18 protein-coding genes are annotated in these 16,848 nt (G+C 39.8%); 6 read left to right on the top strand and 12 right to left on the bottom strand.

The features are described from left to right. Positions 1-73: 73 nt before the first annotated feature. The 3 genes from J4E06_RS12705 to J4E06_RS12695 all read right to left on the bottom strand — a co-directional run bounded on the left by J4E06_RS12705 (position 74) and on the right by J4E06_RS12695 (position 3,002). Positions 74-1,363: a tetratricopeptide repeat protein gene (locus tag J4E06_RS12705; protein ID WP_349524312.1), complete on the bottom strand. Its 1,290-nt coding sequence runs from the start codon at positions 1,361-1,363 to the stop codon at positions 74-76. A gap of 192 nt (positions 1,364-1,555) precedes the next feature. Then, positions 1,556-2,290, bottom strand: a complete 735-nt coding sequence (locus J4E06_RS12700) for a hypothetical protein (RefSeq protein ID WP_349524311.1) — start codon at positions 2,288-2,290, stop codon at positions 1,556-1,558. A gap of 19 nt (positions 2,291-2,309) precedes the next feature. Next, on the bottom strand, positions 2,310-3,002 hold the full coding sequence (locus J4E06_RS12695) for a DUF4331 family protein (RefSeq protein ID WP_349524310.1): 693 nt from the start codon (positions 3,000-3,002) through the stop codon (positions 2,310-2,312). A 166-nt stretch (positions 3,003-3,168) separates the two neighbouring features. Here J4E06_RS12695 and J4E06_RS12690 point away from each other — a divergent pair, with 166 nt between their 5' ends. Beyond that, the gene (locus J4E06_RS12690) at positions 3,169-4,362 is read left to right on the top strand and encodes an LETM1-related biofilm-associated protein (RefSeq protein WP_349524309.1); all 1,194 of its coding nucleotides are present in this window, start codon (positions 3,169-3,171) and stop codon (positions 4,360-4,362) included. Between the two features lie 88 nt (positions 4,363-4,450). On the opposite strand, the gene J4E06_RS12685 is transcribed toward J4E06_RS12690, so the two are convergent. The 7 genes from J4E06_RS12685 to J4E06_RS12655 form a co-directional block, all read right to left on the bottom strand. Next, positions 4,451-5,206, bottom strand: a complete 756-nt coding sequence (locus J4E06_RS12685; protein ID WP_349524308.1) for a LytR/AlgR family response regulator transcription factor — start codon at positions 5,204-5,206, stop codon at positions 4,451-4,453. Between the two features lie 39 nt (positions 5,207-5,245). Further along, on the bottom strand, positions 5,246-5,575 hold the full coding sequence (locus J4E06_RS12680; protein WP_349524307.1) for a 2TM domain-containing protein: 330 nt from the start codon (positions 5,573-5,575) through the stop codon (positions 5,246-5,248). A 1-nt stretch (position 5,576) separates the two neighbouring features. Beyond that, a complete protein-coding gene (locus J4E06_RS12675; RefSeq protein WP_349524306.1) occupies positions 5,577-5,882 on the bottom strand; it encodes a 2TM domain-containing protein in 306 nt (101 codons plus the stop codon). Between the two features lie 2 nt (positions 5,883-5,884). Next, positions 5,885-6,187, bottom strand: a complete 303-nt coding sequence (locus tag J4E06_RS12670; protein WP_349524305.1) for a 2TM domain-containing protein — start codon at positions 6,185-6,187, stop codon at positions 5,885-5,887. A gap of 44 nt (positions 6,188-6,231) precedes the next feature. Beyond that, entirely contained in the window at positions 6,232-6,510 is a 279-nt protein-coding gene (locus tag J4E06_RS12665; RefSeq protein WP_349524304.1) for a 2TM domain-containing protein, read from the bottom strand. A gap of 224 nt (positions 6,511-6,734) precedes the next feature. After that, a complete protein-coding gene (locus J4E06_RS12660) occupies positions 6,735-8,063 on the bottom strand; it encodes a 2TM domain-containing protein (RefSeq protein ID WP_349524303.1) in 1,329 nt (442 codons plus the stop codon). Positions 8,064-8,069: 6 nt separating this feature from the next. Further along, on the bottom strand, positions 8,070-8,693 hold the full coding sequence (locus J4E06_RS12655) for a tetratricopeptide repeat protein (protein WP_349524302.1): 624 nt from the start codon (positions 8,691-8,693) through the stop codon (positions 8,070-8,072). Positions 8,694-9,267: 574 nt separating this feature from the next. On the opposite strand from J4E06_RS12655, the gene J4E06_RS12650 reads away from it, so the two are divergent. From J4E06_RS12650 to J4E06_RS12640, 3 genes are all read left to right on the top strand, one after another. After that, a complete protein-coding gene (locus J4E06_RS12650) occupies positions 9,268-9,789 on the top strand; it encodes a nuclear transport factor 2 family protein (protein WP_349524301.1) in 522 nt (173 codons plus the stop codon). Positions 9,790-9,812: 23 nt separating this feature from the next. Then, complete coding sequence (locus J4E06_RS12645; protein WP_349524300.1) at positions 9,813-10,574, top strand: hypothetical protein; 762 nt, start codon at positions 9,813-9,815, stop codon at positions 10,572-10,574. A gap of 136 nt (positions 10,575-10,710) precedes the next feature. Continuing rightward, positions 10,711-11,313 (top strand): FMN-binding negative transcriptional regulator, encoded by a 603-nt coding sequence (locus tag J4E06_RS12640; protein WP_349524299.1) that lies wholly within the window; start codon positions 10,711-10,713, stop codon positions 11,311-11,313. A 13-nt stretch (positions 11,314-11,326) separates the two neighbouring features. Here the strand turns inward: J4E06_RS12640 and J4E06_RS12635 are convergent, their stop codons facing one another. Next, complete coding sequence (locus J4E06_RS12635) at positions 11,327-13,114, bottom strand: PorP/SprF family type IX secretion system membrane protein (RefSeq protein ID WP_349524298.1); 1,788 nt, start codon at positions 13,112-13,114, stop codon at positions 11,327-11,329. 276 nt (positions 13,115-13,390) lie between these two features. Here J4E06_RS12635 and J4E06_RS12630 point away from each other — a divergent pair, with 276 nt between their 5' ends. Next, on the top strand, positions 13,391-13,879 hold the full coding sequence (locus tag J4E06_RS12630) for a GNAT family N-acetyltransferase (RefSeq protein WP_349524297.1): 489 nt from the start codon (positions 13,391-13,393) through the stop codon (positions 13,877-13,879). A 219-nt stretch (positions 13,880-14,098) separates the two neighbouring features. Beyond that, a complete protein-coding gene (locus J4E06_RS12625) occupies positions 14,099-14,521 on the top strand; it encodes a DoxX family protein (protein WP_349524296.1) in 423 nt (140 codons plus the stop codon). Between the two features lies 1 nt (position 14,522). Here the strand turns inward: J4E06_RS12625 and J4E06_RS12620 are convergent, their stop codons facing one another. Further along, complete coding sequence (locus J4E06_RS12620) at positions 14,523-16,685, bottom strand: TonB-dependent receptor (protein WP_349524295.1); 2,163 nt, start codon at positions 16,683-16,685, stop codon at positions 14,523-14,525. Positions 16,686-16,848: the final 163 nt, after the last annotated feature.

Below are 16,848 nucleotides of genomic sequence, written 5' to 3'. Positions count from 1 at the left end.
CCATGGCGCACCTAAAAACAACAACCAAGCTGAGACCATTTAGATCTCCAACCCAGGTTCTTTGAGGGGGAAATTAAAGACTGGCTATTTGTGCCTCTTTTACAGGGCCGAGCTCATAGGTTGCCCCCATTAATTCTTGTTTTAGCTCACTCACCTTATTGGTTTTCCCGTTTGCTTTATAGATTTCTGCTGCTTGGTGCAGAATTGCAGGTTCAAACGTAGCACCGACCACATGCTCCTCAATCACCTCCATAGCTTTTTGTTTCTCTCCCATATGGAGCAAACTATAGGCCAACCATCCATAAGATTCCGGGGTGGGGCGATTATTGACCTCTTCCTGCGCAAGTTTTAATGCCTTATGTTCCACATCCATACTCAACAGAAAATCAACATTATAGACGTTGTACATATCACCGTAATCCTTGTTTTTTTGTATGGCCTTATAATAGTCATCCAAAGATTGCACCCGTAACATTTCATCTTTTAAAAAGGCTGCCACTTCAGCTTTTAACAGATAGTATTCCGGTGATTTGTTCTTTTTCATGATGGAATCCAAAATCCGAAGGGCTTCAGTCCCGTTTCTTTCATGAGAATACACTATCCAGGCAATTCCTTTTTTCGCGTAGGCATTCTGCGGGTCTATTTGAAGTGCTTTTAGATATAGATTATAGGAGTCTTCTATACGCCCTGCATGTCCATAAAAATCAGCAAGATTGGTGTAGGACCAAAGCAACAGGTCTCTGTTTTTGGATGATTCCGCTTTTGCCGTAGCTTTTTCCATAAACGCAATGGCTGTATCCAAATCACCTTTGTGATCGTTCCATTTTGCCACACGAATCAAATAACCAAAGTCGGACATGTTCTGGATGCTGTCCAAATATTGGTTTGCCAGGTTATAGTTGCCCAACTCCATGTGCAAGTCAAAAAACAAGCTTTGTGTTTCGTTGACGCCACTTCCCAATTTTTTTGCTTTTTTTGCCAAAACCAAGGCTTCTTTAAAACGGTGTTGGGAAATGTAATTTCTGGCCAAGGCCCTTAAGTATCCCGATTTGCCCACAGCGGCAATCTCCACTGCTTTTTTAAGGGATTGCTCGGCATCTTTTAGATATTTTATATCACCCGTTCCTTTAAAAAAACGGCTATATTCTCCAGCTACGTTGCCCAAACTAAGCAACTGCATGCTATCGGATTTTATTTTGTTATCCCAAAGTTTGAAATATTTGGATGTTGCTTTTACAGGTTCCGCTGCCAAAAATTGGTCGTAATCGTTTCTGTCTGTTTTAAATGCTGTTTCTTCTTGCTGACACGATGCCAAAAACAATAGGGCCAGTGGTAGAAATATATATTGTATTGTAGTTTTCATCTTGTTGTTGTTTTTAATTAAATAAGGGGCTGTCTAAAATGTCGATTTTCGTCAACCTGAACATGGTTCAGGTTCTCAAAACAATTTGTTTATTATGTTGATGAGATTCTGAAATAAACCTGTCTGCCGACAGGCAGGTTCAGAATGACGCATTTCAATACTTTTCAAACAGCCCCATCCTTTTCATAGCAATTACTCAGGAGCTCCCAAATATGGGAACGTGGTTGAAATATCTGCCGTTAGCCCAACACCGTCAGATGTTAGTCTTGGCAAATCGGCCATACCATCATCATCTAGATCTTGACCGCTAAAACGGTCTCCTTCCATACCTCCAAAGAATAAGATCAGAGATACGTCGATAATATCATCGTTCGGATGTCTTCCTGTTAGGGCTACCTCATCTCCATCGGGCACCAATACATTACCATCGTTATCAAGGTCTGTTCCTGGATTAAAGTAAGTAGTTGGTAGATCCGGAGCTACGTCCAGAACATCAGCCGCCAAAACCGTAGTCAGTGTTGCAGCATCCAATCCCAGAATATTGTTCTCATAATTCACATCTGCAGGGTCCAATCCCAGTTTAAGGGCATACACATCGTGGTATTGCTCCAATCTAGCTTGGAATCCCGCTTGGAACGCTGCACTCATTTCCGAAGGAATTGTGGTATTATGTGCATCTTTAACACTTGCTTCACCTTCCATATCAAAACTCAAAGTGGTATTGATACCTGGGCGACCCAAGTGATCTACCTGTGCAAATGTTCCTGTAAAATCAACGCCCATCATATCATCATCGTCCATCATCATGTCATCGTCCATCATCATGTCATCGTCCATCACGGTTCCGTTGTCATCGTTGCTACAGCTCACTACCAGTCCGAAGCTCAACGCAAGAGCTGTTATATATATTGATTGTCTTAGTTTCATAATATCGATTTAAATGTTCTTATTGTTTTCTGTTTGTAGTCACCCACGTTTTATAGACTGATAGTCCTAGGGCGTTTGTAGCTGTTGGAACGCCCAACATACTATTTGGAATTTCCACTACTATTGATAGTGTGTTGGCACCATCAAAAGTGTCAGCGGCTTCTTCTGGAGGTAAAAATCCAACTGGAGCGGAATCCGTTTCTGGAGAAATCACCGCGTTGAACTGGAAAAAGTCAAAAAAGAATGGATCTTGTCTTGCTCCAGCAAATAAGGATACACCATCCGAAGTGGTTTCCACAATGGCCGTAGCACCTGAAATTTCCACATCGCCCAAAGCAGCATCAGTGTTTACTTCACTGCTCAATCCTGTTTGTGAAGGAGCGATTGGTCCAAAAAAGTACATTCTACCATCTCTTGCGATAGCTTGAATCACTTGGTCTTCTACCAAATCACCATCCAAATCAATATTGATTTCGGTAAGTACATCCTCGTCAAAGGTTCCATAAGCCAGGTCTGGCAGTACATTGGATTGTAGGTCTACCACAAAAACAGTGTTGTCCGAACCTTCATTGGGTTCAAAAGCATAAAAATCGGCAATGTCCGCAGTGGTTCCAGCCGATGAAGGCGCATCAATATGGTCTGCCGCCACCAAAACGGTAGCTGCAACTGCCAAGGCGCCCAAGCCTAATAGATATTTCGTTGTTTTTCTCATGTTACTTGTTTTTAAAGTTTCGTTCACCCCTACCTACGGAACCTTTTGGGAGAGGGTTTGGTTTTTAAATGTTAAAATTGTCTTAACAGTATTTTATCGAAGTGATTTACTTTGGGTAAAACAAAGTCATAGAAATTGTTTTACTTTGGCACGTTAATTCTTTTACATGAACCCTTCTTCCTCTGGATGGATCAACAAGTTTGGTCACCTTGTAGATCAAGAGTCTTTACCTTATGAAGACTTTAATAGCTTGTACAGGGAACTCAAAAAAAATGGTTTTATCTATGGTGTACATTTAAACATACCTGCCTTTATTGCCGTAGAGCACACTTTGAGCGAAGATGAAATTGCCAAGATCAATCTGCTCACTGCTTTATATTTCACCTATATTTTTGAGGTTGGAAAAACAGATTTTGAAGCTTTTGTGAACACGATTTTTGAGTACTACCAATCGTTGAATGTAAATAAGGTTTCATTTTTGAACAAGATATTGACCGGTTCCAAAACAGAGTCGCAACTGGAAAAATTAATCGATTCCCGAATCTATCTAAGTGATAATACTTTTAGTAGGGCACTCGGAAATAGTTTGACCAATTCACTCCTATATGTAGATATTCTCATCTTCATGATATATCTGCGAGGCAACAAAAATGTGATGGGACACGCCCAACTTTTGGAGTACGTAACCATCAACATTGTGTACCATGCACTCAACTCCAAAGAGACCCACGATTCGGACGCAAAACTGATTCAATTATTGGGATCATCCTTAACTTATGTTGATTTAGATGAATCAAAATTTGATGGCAATTATTCCGATTTATTGACCCAAAAATTTACCAAAAATGAACGGGATTATTTTTTGGATATGGCTTGCTTGACCATCTGGGAAGACAAGACATTGGACTACACCGAAACGGACTATATTTTTGGTCTGGGAAAGGACTTGGGGAAGTCAAAAAAAGTGATTGAAAATGAGCTTGAATTTGTAACGGATTTTTTTGAAAAAAACAAAGATAAAATCGCCTATCTGAGCAACAAAAATTTGGCCGTTCAATTCTATGATGGAATGTCCAAAAATGTAAGTAAACTGATTCTTAGAAATAGTAAAAGATTAAAAAAAGAGCTTACCGAAAGTAGAGAATTGGTTGCACTTTTATCCAAGTCAACCGTTAAGGATTTGAGTCCAGAAGAAAAGAAAAAAGTACAAAATCAGTTGATTGATATTTTTAAAAGTATTCCTTCTTTGGCCATTTTTATGTTGCCTGGGGGAGCCATTCTTCTACCCATTTTTATTAAATTGATTCCCAAATTATTGCCCTCTGCTTTTGACGACAACCGTATTGAAGAAAATGGGTGATATGGAGGTAAAAAACTTACTATAAGAAAAACTTATAGCAAGTTTTTTTATAAATTCAATGATTTAATTATCAGTATTTTATATTTATTTATTCCAACCAAAGCTTAAAATCCCTTACACGTTCCCTGCTCACAATGATTTCGCGTTCATTAAAACGATTCAACTTGATTTGAAGCCTTGAATTGGTGTATGAAATGATGTCTCCTATATGGTTAATGTTTACGTAGAACTTTCGGCTCACCCTAAAAAATGTTTGTGGTTCCAACTCCTCCTCCAACTGTTCCAAGGTAGTGTCCAACAAATAATTTCTACCATCCGAAGTGGCTGCATAAGTTCCTTTGTTTTCACTGTAAAAACATTCCACATCATCTGCGTTTATAATTTTTAAATGTTGTCCCACCTTGGCAGTAAACCTCTTTTTATATTCACGCTCCAAGGGGTTCACCAAGAGGTTTTTTATGTCGTTGAAATCGATGGGGATTTTCTGATTTTCAGGCTTGAAATTTTGATACTTTTTTACTGCTATTTCCAGTTCTTCTTCGTCGATTGGTTTTAGCAAATAATCAATGCTATTCAACTTGAAAGCTTGAAGCGCATATTCGTCATAGGCTGTGGTAAAAATTATAGCGCTTTTTACCTCAATGGCATCAAAAATTTCGAAGGAAAGTCCATCCGATAATTGAATGTCCAAAAAGATTAAATCCGGGTGTGAATTTTCTTGAAACCATACAATGGCTTCTTCAACGGAATGCAACATGGTGGAGACCTCAATTTCCAATTCGGAAAGCAATCTGGACAATCGTCTTGCTGCCGGTTTTTCGTCTTCAATAATCAGGACATTCATGTAATTGTGGTTTGGTGTTATGGTGTTCTGTGTTTATGCTTATTTATGCGTTTCGCCGTTATCTTCATCCATATATTTTTGGATTTGGCGCTGCTCCCACTTTTTAACAAAAGTAAATTTATCCCGGAATACGATCAAGGTATGCACTATCAAAATCAAGGTCCAAATTAGGATGTTGCTGTTTATCCAATCGTAATAATAAGATTCTTTCGGAAATGCTTCCGGCAACAAGGAGGTCAACATGCCTGTTTTTAAGAGGTAAAGAATAACGTTGACGATTACAAAAATGGTTATGTGGCTATAATACCCTTTGAGTTCCTGAACTCGCTTTTTGGCCGCCTCTCTTGCCGTTTGTTTGTTGGTCATCATCTTATTTGAACTTGTTCATTTCCTCTTTGTCCTCATCAATGAACTTTTGGATCTGTCGTTCTTCCCAATCTTTGCCCAGGAAGGGGTTAAACCCAAAGGTTTTAGAGGCGTGGAACAACAACCCTATTCCCCAAGCCCCCAGCGTAATAAAATGTTCCCATCGCCAAAAACTATCTGAATGCAGGTAGAGATTGATTAAAATAAAAGTGTTGATTACCACATAAATGGTCAAATGGATGTAAAACCCCTTGAGTTCGTCCACTTGCTTTTTGGCCCTGTCATATTTCTCTTTATTGAAATTTTCCATGCTCATTTCCATTTATTGTTATGTTCTTCTTCTTGCATAAACTGCTCCAACTTACGTTTTTCCCACTGTTTGCCAAAAAACGGATTGAGGTCGAACGTTTTAATGGCGTGGAACACAATCCCTATACCCCAACCAAACGCGGCCCACAAGAACCAAGCGTAGGCAAAATGGTTGGTAAAATAGTTGATCAGGGCCAGTCCTGAAATTACAAGGACATAAGAGGTGAGATTGCCGTAAAACTTTTTCAGCTCCTCCACGCGCTCCCTGGCCCGTATGTATTTGTTCTCTTTATCTGAAGTTTCCATTGTATTGCTGTTTGATGATATGTTATAGCTAAAAATACTCATTCTTAAAATTCTTTGTCGTTCATAAATTCCTGAATCTTACGTTCTTCCCACTCCTTTCCAAAAAATGGATTGTGACCGTAAGCTGTCATCCAATGTCCCACTAGCCCAAGGCCCCAACCAATAGCTGGAAAAATAGCCCAAGGAAACTCCGTGGTTCTAAAATTAAGGTAGGCCAGCAGTGGAATTACCAAGCAATAGGCAGTTAAGTTGGAGTAAAAAGACTTGATGTGCTCTACTCTTTCCTTTGCCCTGGCATAACGATGTTCATTTGAATTTTCCATGATTGTTCGGTTTTTAGTATTGATAACAGGTCAAATATCTCCATACTCAAGTGCAAAATGAAAAACGAATTTCTGAACTGTAATTTTAGTGGGATGAATTGTATTGGAAGGGGTTAAGGGTGAAGAGGAAAGTTTAATTAACAATTTACAATGACCAATTAACAATTGAAAACCTCTGACATCTTACTTCCCACATCTGACTGCTGATATCTGGCATCTTATATCTAAAAGTCGTCCTTGTCCATAAGCTCCCTGATCTTACGTTCTTCCCAACGTTTGCCCCACAATGGGTTGTAGCCAAAAGCAGCCATTCCATGGGCAGTTAAACCGAACCCCCATCCAATGGTTGGAAAAAAGGCCCATAAAAACTCCGTAGTGCGGAAATTGAGCCACCACAAAAAGGGGATTACAATGCAATATGCCATAAGGTTGCCGTAAAAGTCCTTAATGTTCTTGACCCGTTCTTTGGCATTGGCGTAGCGTTTCTCCTCAATATAACTCTCCTGAGTTTCCAGTACGGTGTACTTTTGGGTAAGCATTGGTATAAAAACGCTAAAATCCCTCTCGGTTTTTTTGATGAGCATTTCACGCTCCGTTAATATATTGTACCGCTGTTTTATGTTCTGAAGACCTACCCCACTACTCTTTTTCACTACTTGTTTTTCCTGAAGATTATTGCTCACGACCAACATGCCGTTTTGTTCAAAAACTTTAATGCGCAATGGTCGAGAAGAAGTAACTACATTATGTTTTACCGCATTTTCCAGCAAAAGCTGCAAGGACAGGGGCACTATTTTGGCCTCAGGTTGAGAGCATTGCTCTGGAATATCAAAGATGATGCTATCCTCAAAACGCATTTTTAAGAGTCTCACATAAGTTCTGGCAAAATTTAATTCTTCATCCACGGTGACCAAATCCTTATTTTTCTGCTCCAGTACATACCGGTAGACTTTGGATAGGGAGGTGGTAAAGTTTTGCGCCTGGTGAGGGTCTTCGTCAATCAAACTGGTCAATACATTGAGGCTATTGAACAAAAAATGGGGATCCAACTGGTTCTTTAAAGCATCGAACCTGGCAGATGCCGACCCAGCAATTATTTTTTGCTCTTTGACCTGTTTTTCCTTGTAATATTTGTAATAATAGGCAGCATAAAACATTAACGCCACCGCCATTGAAATGATAAATGAGCTCACATAGAACTCGGTACGTTCCTCTGCCAAAAACTGAGCAATGGATTTTTGATAGAACAAGACTACCAAAACAAATCTGGATACAATGATTCCTATAATGGAAGCTACAATATTTCCCAAAATACCATAGCCAATATACTTTTTAGTAAAGAGTTCCTTATTATACTTGCGCATTAAAAGTATAAAGGAAGCCGCATTGAACATGTATATAATGACAGAAAAAATCATGCTCTCCCAGAACTCCTCCCACAATTCTTGATAGGTGAGCTCCCAGCCCTTGATAAAGAAAATAATGAGGAAAACGATAAAAATAGCTATCCCCACTAAAAATGCTTTTACAAGTTCTTTTAAAAAGAGTTTCATCCTTTATTATTTATTGCAGCTTGTCAATACCTGTTCCGCCCTTTCCTTGCCCCAAGAGGGGTAAAATGGTGTTTCGGATTTAAAGGTAGCAAAAAGTTCCAAAGCCCTTTCCACATCTTTACAATAAGGGGTGATGTCCTTGCCAAAATAGCGTGCGGAGCCCATATCCCATTCTGCTTTGGAGAATACTACTCGTGGGTTGTTTGGAGCAATCTCCAGAGCCTTTTGATACAATTGTTCAATTTTAGGTGAAAGCGTCATACCATAGGTAGCACCGTCAAAGGCAACCCATGCGGTGTTGATCAATGCCTCTTGAACCAAGATTTCTGGATTGTTTGGGGAAATGGCTTTGGCTACATCCAAAAATTCTTGTGCCTTTTCCAGTTGTTTGCTCAGTTTTTTCTCATCCCTTTCCCCAAAAGATATTACAGTGTTTATCTGGGATACATAATAATAAGGCAACCATTTATCGGGTTCTGCGGTCGCTATGCGTTCGAACATATTGGATGCCTCTGTTGATTTTTGATTTTGCCAAAGCTCAAAGGCCTTTTCCATTCCTTTGGAGTAACGGTCCTGAGCATTGGTCAATGAAGTGACAAGAAGCACAATTGCTAAAATCAGTTTTTTCATGACTGTCGTTTTATGATTATTGATGTCACAAAGATGAATCAACATCTTACGCATAAAAAAGAAGGATTACCGAACTGTATGTTTCTAAGGATGAATTGTAGTGTAGTAGTTTATCGACTGAACCATTTATTTGGTAATCATAAAAAAGGGCAATTGCTTTTTTCGAAATAAAAGAGGAATGGATTACAGCATCAGAAAGGCATGATTTTATATTGTGGGAAAATAGTTCAATTAACGCCGATTTTGATAAATAAATGTCATTTTATCTATGATTTAAATCACTCATATACAGTTTTTTACTATATTTACTTTGTTGGATTTCAAACTTTTCTCCCCACTTTTTTTTCCAACCTTTTTTACCTATTTAATCAGACCCTTACTTGTAATTTAAATCCTCTCCTTGGATAGAAATAACGAGTTGTATCCCAAATTCCTAAACAAACTTTTATTCCATTTATCGTAATCACCAAAGTGATTACTCGTTTCTCCGGTGAGGTCATCGGTGTATGATTAAACTTCGAACATTCTTAATCCGAAGTTTTCTATTTAAACAATCAATAATAAACTTTAGAAAATGAAAAGAATTATTCTCCTATGTGCCTTTGTGGCATTGATTGCCAGTGCTTGTCAACAGGGACCTGTGCGATATACTCAGAATTCACCCGAAATTGAAACCGTTAAGCAATTCATAGACAATTACAACAATAAATTATTCGATACCGGTGTATATGCAGACACCTCAAAGACCTATTACAACACCAATAAAAATCCGATGTCGCCGAGTGAAGTTATGGACTATCACCGACAAACCGATGCCAACTATGCTACAAGAGGGTTTAAAGGCGATAATCAAGAGTATGAGATGGTGGTAACCGACGAAGGGGAAACCTGGGTAAACTGTTGGTTGCAATGGCAGTGCTCTTTAGCAGCCAACAATAAGAAAATAGAAATTCCGATTCACCTGACCTATCAATTTATCGATGGGAAAATAGTTCGGGAATACGGTTATTGGGATCCCACCGAAATTGTATTGGGGCTTCAAAAAATTGAAGCTGAAGCCAAAATGGCCGAGTCAGAAATGGAACCTACCGAATAGTATAAACTTAAAACCTTAGAAAAATGAAAAAATTATTCATAATAGCATTTTTGCTTCCATTTTTAATGGTAGCCCAAGAGAATCAAGAAGCGGCCATTTTCATGAACGTTCTCATGACACCACAGCCAGACAAAATTGAGGCTTTTGAAGCTGGAGTTGCAGCACACAATAAAAAATACCATGCCGGAGGAACACAACAAGTTGGTGTTTATTGGGTTGCCAGTGGTAAAGATTCGGGAAAATACGTATGGAGCCTTGGACCAACTTCTTGGTCTTCCATGGATGAGACCAACAACTACTCGGACGACCATACCAAAGATTGGAACAACAACGTTGCTGCCAATGCTTTGGCCGAAATGGAAACTACCTATTGGAAAGGTGACCCAAGTCATTCAAATTTCACCAAGGATTTTGAATTGAAAAATCTAGCCATTTTTATGCTGGATATCAAACGGTTTAAGGGACAAGAATTTAACGCGCTTTTGGACAAGGTTCAGCAAGTATTCATGACCAAGGATTCGGAGCAACAATGGGGCTCTTATTACAATGAATTAACAAACAAGGATGGTGCCGATTTCGTTTGGATTGACTTTTTTGAGAAATCATCTTGGATGGGGCAGGAAGACAAGTTTCCCCAATGGTTCGAAGAAGTCCATGGCGCTGGTAGCTTTGCTACATTTTTAAAAGATTTTGAAGCAGTGACCGATGGAGATATGCAAGAACTATGGGTCTTTAGAGAGGACCTAAGCGGCAGAAGCGGCCAAATTCAAGTATCTTCTAATTAAGCTTAACCCAAAACCATTTTAAAGGCCCCTGATCGGGCCTTTTCTGGTTTCTATTGTTGGTAATATGCTGTAAAAATGAAGTCTTAATTTATATCTTTATGCCTTTCAATCTAAATTGAACACTGTTTTCAATACTATGTACACCCCTCCCCATTACAGCAACAGCGATATTGAGGAAATCAAAGATTTTTTGAGAAACAATGCCTTTGGTATCTTGATCAATATTGTGGACAATAAACCTTGGGGCACGCATATTCCTTTGGAATTGGAAACAGCTAAAAATGGGAGTGATATTCTGGTCGGCCATATCGCTAAGGCCAACCCACAATGGAAGCATTTTAGAAACGATGCCGAAGTGCTTTGTATTTTCAACGGTCCGCATGCGTATGTATCGTCTTCTTGGTACAAAGAAGAAGAGGTCCCCACGTGGAACTACATTGCAGTGCATGTTTATGGTGCCTTACAAGTCTTGACCGAAGAAGAAACCATGCAATCCATGCACCGATTGGTGGACAAGTACGAAAAGAGCTCCAAAAACCCGATTTCCCTAAACAACCTGTCCGCAAAAACACTGCGTCAAGTAAAGGGTGTTGTTGGTTTCAAGATAACGATATCGGACATTAAGGCCACCTATAAGCTTTCCCAGACCCAAAAGGATGACCATCATACCATAATATCGGAGCTCGAGGAGCGCCCCGACTCAGGGAGTCAGGGCATCGCTGATTATATGAAGGATTAAATATTCTTAAGGATTATTCTATATCTTGGAAAATAGCATCGGCCCAATTGGAGTATCTGGGGTTTTCCACGTGCATGATCCAAATATCGTCTTGGTACTTCCCTTCCATTTTTGATTGATACGCAGCATAGGCCATTTCGTTCTCCTCATACTTGGCCAAGTACACATAGTTGAGACCATTGTCAGGATTCTTGAAGTATTGCGCTTGTAAACCTTTGCTTTTTAAATCTTCCATAAAATTTTTCAGGTAGGTCTCATTTTTAAACACATTGGCCACAATGTAGTGCCCCTGGCCTACCCCTTCAAGATTTATGTATTTTTCAATGGGCTTAAATGCGCCTCCATTAAAAGTACCTTCGTTTTCACCCCCACTAGGTTTGGATGTGTTTTTTCGGTTTTCCGCTAAAGCATTAGCGGTCGAAGTCTCAATTGCCTTATAAACGGAATCCAAATCCTTGTTATCGGCCAAGTACAATTGTTGCGCTTTTTCCTCTATCCCGGGAATATCGCTTCCATTGTGTCTTTTGACCAGTCGCATGACCATCTCAAAACGCTTTTCCATATCCTCTTCCCTGCTTTGCTTCATAGAGTCCACCTTATAAAGCAGTTCGTCGATTACGGCATAGCTATCTTCTTGCTTTTCCTGTAATTCGGCGACACGCTCTTCCCAGTAGGCTCTATCTTCTTTGTTGGAAGGGCGCAGAGTAGTTTCCACATCCAGCTTGCTGTTCTGCTTGGTTTTTTCGGTTTCATCGCTTGCATCGGCCACAGCTGAGTTTTCGATTTCCTTTTCTTCTTCGTCCTCGTTGGAAACGAACGTATTTTTGGAAAGATTGGGCACAAAGGAATAGGCTATCGATATTTCGTGGGTAACGCCAAGGTTGGCAATACTATTGCTCAGGCTTTTTTCAAAATTATATCCAAAGGACAATCGTTGGTTAAGATTGAAACCAGTTCCTGCCGATGCTCCATAAAATTGATCGTAACCGCCCTGAATCCAACCTAATTTGGGAAGGTCCAAAATAATGCCACCTCCAAAAACCGGGGCTTCACTACCCTCAAAACGAGCCCTTGCCAAAGGCATTAATCTACCATCCTCAAAAATACCCCTTCCATTTTCAAATTCGTGGGCAAACTGGATATGGCCCGAAAAGGTCTTTTGGTTAAGATTGCTCAAAGATTTTCCCAACTTCAAATTATAATCCACCAAGTTCTGGGCGAAAACTCCAAAATCGAACTTGCCCAAGCTAAGATTCAGCCCAGGTTGCAATGAGATTACCGATCTTTCCTCCAATTCTCCCAAAGAGGGGTCTTGGTTCTGTGTTATTGCCCTACTTGGATCAAAGCTGCTTACATAATAAGGAATGTTTACACCAAAAGTTAGGCTGCTCTCCTCCCCCAGCTGAATACCGTGGGAGTAATTGGCCATTACGCCCAAGTTGGAAATAACTCCTTCGCGTTGGTTGTACAGACTAAATCCAAGTCCTACCCTGTCACTCAACCTGCCACTATAGCTTAAAAAGTAGTTTTGGCGGTTGTTTTCGAAATCTGCACTTTGACTTCTGTGAAAAAAGTTGATATACGATTTGTCCTCCCGTATGGAAGAAAAAGTGGGATTGATCAAAAAGCGGTTGAACTTCAATAAATTCTGAAACGGGACATCGTAACTCACATAGGGATTACTTTCTTCTTGAGCCTGTATGGGAAGACCAAGAAAAAGAACAACCAAAAACGCATAAATGTAGCGCTCAATTTGGGTCGGAAATGTAGTCTGGGGAAACGGGGGTAGTTTTATCTCCATAGCCGAATGGGATTTGTAGGTTAATATTCCTGATTGGGACAGGTTGATATTTAGTTAAGTTTATCATTTGCAAGATTTGGGACCTTGTAAGAATTTATTGACTAAATGTTATGTAAATCTAATTATTTTATCGTCCAACAGATAATTTTTTCGTTGAACGGTATCTTGAATTCATAGATGAGCGGTTTTAATTCATAAATATTGGGTTTCAGTTTATCAATTCTTCTGGAATTCGAATTATTTTTGACCATAAAAACCTCCTGATTAGACCGCAAAATGAATCACGCTGTTACTATTGTTCCTTATTCGGAAACCTATAAAGATGCCTTTAGGGAACTTAACGAAGAATGGATTACCAAGTATTTCCAAATTGAGGAAATGGACCGTATTGCGCTTCACAATCCCAAAGAATATATTTTGGACAAGGGCGGTTACATCGCGGTAGCCTTGTTGTGTGATGTTCCTGTGGGGGTTTGTGCCTTGATTCCCTGCAAATATGAGGGGTATGATTTTGAGCTTTCTAAAATGGGGGTTTCTCCAAAAGCCCAAGGCAACGGAATTGGCAAACTTTTGGGGCAACATATTATTGAAAAAGCTAAGCAACTGGGAGCGAAAAAGATATTTTTGGAAAGCAACCGAAAATTGGCTCCTGCTTTATCGTTGTACAAAAAATTGGGTTTTACCGAAATGACCAAAGTTGCGTCCCCTTACTCCCGTAGTGATATTCAAATGGAATTGCAGTTGGACCAAAGTGAGTTGATTTGACCATTTCTATGCATGGAAGAAAAAAGAGGTTTCATTTATACAAGAGAACACTTTAAATCTCTGAAAGTTAAAATACAAACACAATTGTGGGAAAGATTCCTTTTAAAATGTGATACGATTCCTTACAAAACTGGTTTACCGTTCAAAAACTAGCAGAATTATTCCCTTATAGCACTAAAAATGAGTATATTATATAGGATAATCCTAAACCTCATCGTCATGGGTCTCATTAAAAAACTTAATAAATGGGCAAATGCCCATACCTATCTTATTCTGGACCTGATTCGCGTATTGCTGGGCATTGTACTTTTTGTAAAGGGCATAGAATTTATGACCAATTTTGAAGAGATGGAAAAATTGGCCTTGCCATTCCAAAATGTGCCAGGCGGAATGATTGTTCTCCACTATTTGGTTCCCGCTCACTTTGTCGGCGGTATCCTAATTATGGTTGGATTACTTACAAGATGGGCAGCCATTGCACAAATCCCCATATTATTTGGGGCAATACTCACCAATTTTTTAGGTGTTATGAACACCAACAACCTTATGTTGGCCTTCATTGTTTTGCTGACCTCCTTATTTTTTGTTGTCTATGGTTCCGGGAAAAATTCCGTGGATTATTATCTAAAAATGCAACAGTAACCTAAAGGTTATCCAACTGATTGCTTTTGCCATCATTACTAATGGTCCAGAAAAAACCAACAAAGAAAAAACTGTCCGCAGGAGGGGTAATCGCTCTTCTATTGTAAACGCCGTCCATATCTGGAGCATCTGCATATTGGTAATTACTGATATTATTAAAACTCAAAAGATTGCTTACCGAGAAATACAAAATCTTTTGTTGATCGATCAAATAGGCCCAGTTAAAGCTTAGATTGTTATAAGATTTGGTTTTTTCCATCATAAAATCAGGCGTATTGGGATTGTCATAAGGTCTGCCCGTAGCATAAGAATATGAAAAGCCTACTTGGGACCTTAGTTTATCCACCCAATATTTGGTGACCAAGGACACATTGTGTTTGGGTGCAAAATTTGGCGTGGCTTTCCCTGGAAAGTTTCTGTAATCGCGCTTGGTATCCAAAAAGGAATACGAAAACCAATAATCCAGGTTATCTATGCTCTTGCTATCTCTCCAAAACACATCGATACCTTGGGCATACCCTCCGCCGGCATTGGAATAGTCGGAATTAAACTGGGGCATATCCGTATTGTACTTCACTAAACGATCATAATCCTTATAATACAGTTCCGTCCTAAAAGTTTTACCGTTTTTAATGTATTGATAGTTTAAGATATAGTGTGATGCTTTCTCCATTTCCAAGTTTTGCTCAAACTTGACCACCTCCGATAGCGGTCTTTGGTAAAAATCCCCGTAGGCCAGCGAAAACTGTCCGTCCTCTCCCGGCTTGTAGGCCAACGAAACCCTGGGTGAAAACTCAAAACTTTCGAGCAATGAGCTATGAGTGGCACGAACCCCCAATTTCATGGCGAACTTATTGCTCAAGAAAATATCGGATTCTGCAAAAGCGGCCCACAGTCCATCATCATAACCACTAGTAAAATCACCTATATCAAGGTCGGTGTAGGTTTCATCATAATTGGTATTGAAATATTCCGCTCCAAAACTTAAATCATACCGATTGCTAAAATTTTTGCGGGCCTTTACTTTAATGTGCGATGATGTTTCCTTCGCATTCACCTTGTCCTCCTCTATGCCAATATCGTTTGTGTCCCAAGCGATGGATGCACCAGACGTCAAGCTCCAATCATTGGTAAAAAAATATTTGTAAGATGAATTAAAGTACAGGTTGTTGTTCTTAAGCTGAAACCTTACGTAATCATCAAAATTGACATCCTCCTGCTCAATATCCAAGTTGGTATGATTGAATCCAGTGTATAGTTTAAACATACTTTTTTCGCCCTTGCTCCTAAAAACAGCTTCACCGGAAATAGCTTCGAAGGGACTGTTCCAACGAACCCCTTGCGTGGACGGAATCAAAGCTTCGTAGGGGGCAAGGTTAATATAGGAAGTATTGAGGCTCAACGATTGGTCGCCCCAAATCTCGGTATGGCCAACTCCACCACCAACACTCATTATGGAAATATCGGTCTTCTCTTGCAAAGGCACATCCGTAGTGTTCAGCAAAAGTACACTGGACAAAGCCTGTCCGTACTCTGCCGAATATCCTCCAGTGCTAAAAGAGATTCCTTTAAATAAGAATGGTGAAAATCTACCACGAGTGGGCGTATTATTCGGTGTAGCATTGAAAGGCTGAAAGACTCGAAGTCCATCTATAAAAATCTGTGTTTCATCCGCAGTACCCCCGCGAACAAACAAACGGCCATCCTCGTTTACCGTTGTGGTACCCGGCAAGGTCTGTAAAGCGGCCACAAAATCACCAGCTGCTCCTGCGGTGGTAACAATATCCAACGGTTTTAGCACCGATACTTTGGAATTATCACCCGCTTCAAAAGTTCCAGCGGTCAAGGTAACGCCCGATAAAGAGTTGACGGACTCCATTAACTTGATATGTAAATCCTTGAAATAAGAAACATCGCCTGCCTCGTAATGGGGCTCGTAAGATAATATAGAGACAATCAACGTTTGCAGTCCTTCCTCGGCAGTCACGAAACTAAAGTTTCCGTTGGCATCCGACGAAGCCCCATCGTAGGTGCCCTCCAAATAAATGTTCGCTCCCTCTATAGGGTTGTTCTTGGCGTCAGTTACTTTTCCGGTGATGGTCTGCTGGGCAAAAACAATGCCCGTACATAATAAAAAGGTGATTAGGTTAAATATGATTTTCATGACTGTTCGATTAGATTGATGCCACAAAGTTGCTCTTCAACCCTTTGCCAACAGAAAAGGAAATACTCAGTTGTAGTTTTTTATACCTGAATTGAAATGAAGGATTTCACTTTGCGATTCACTCCAAAAAATCAACATTTCGGTAGATTCAAATTTTATACAA

Source organism: Allomuricauda sp. NFXS6 (assembly GCF_040148835.1).
GTDB lineage: Bacteria > Bacteroidota > Bacteroidia > Flavobacteriales > Flavobacteriaceae > Flagellimonas.
The sequence above is the reverse complement of the archived record's forward strand: the minus strand, read 5'-3'. Positions and strand labels throughout refer to the sequence as shown.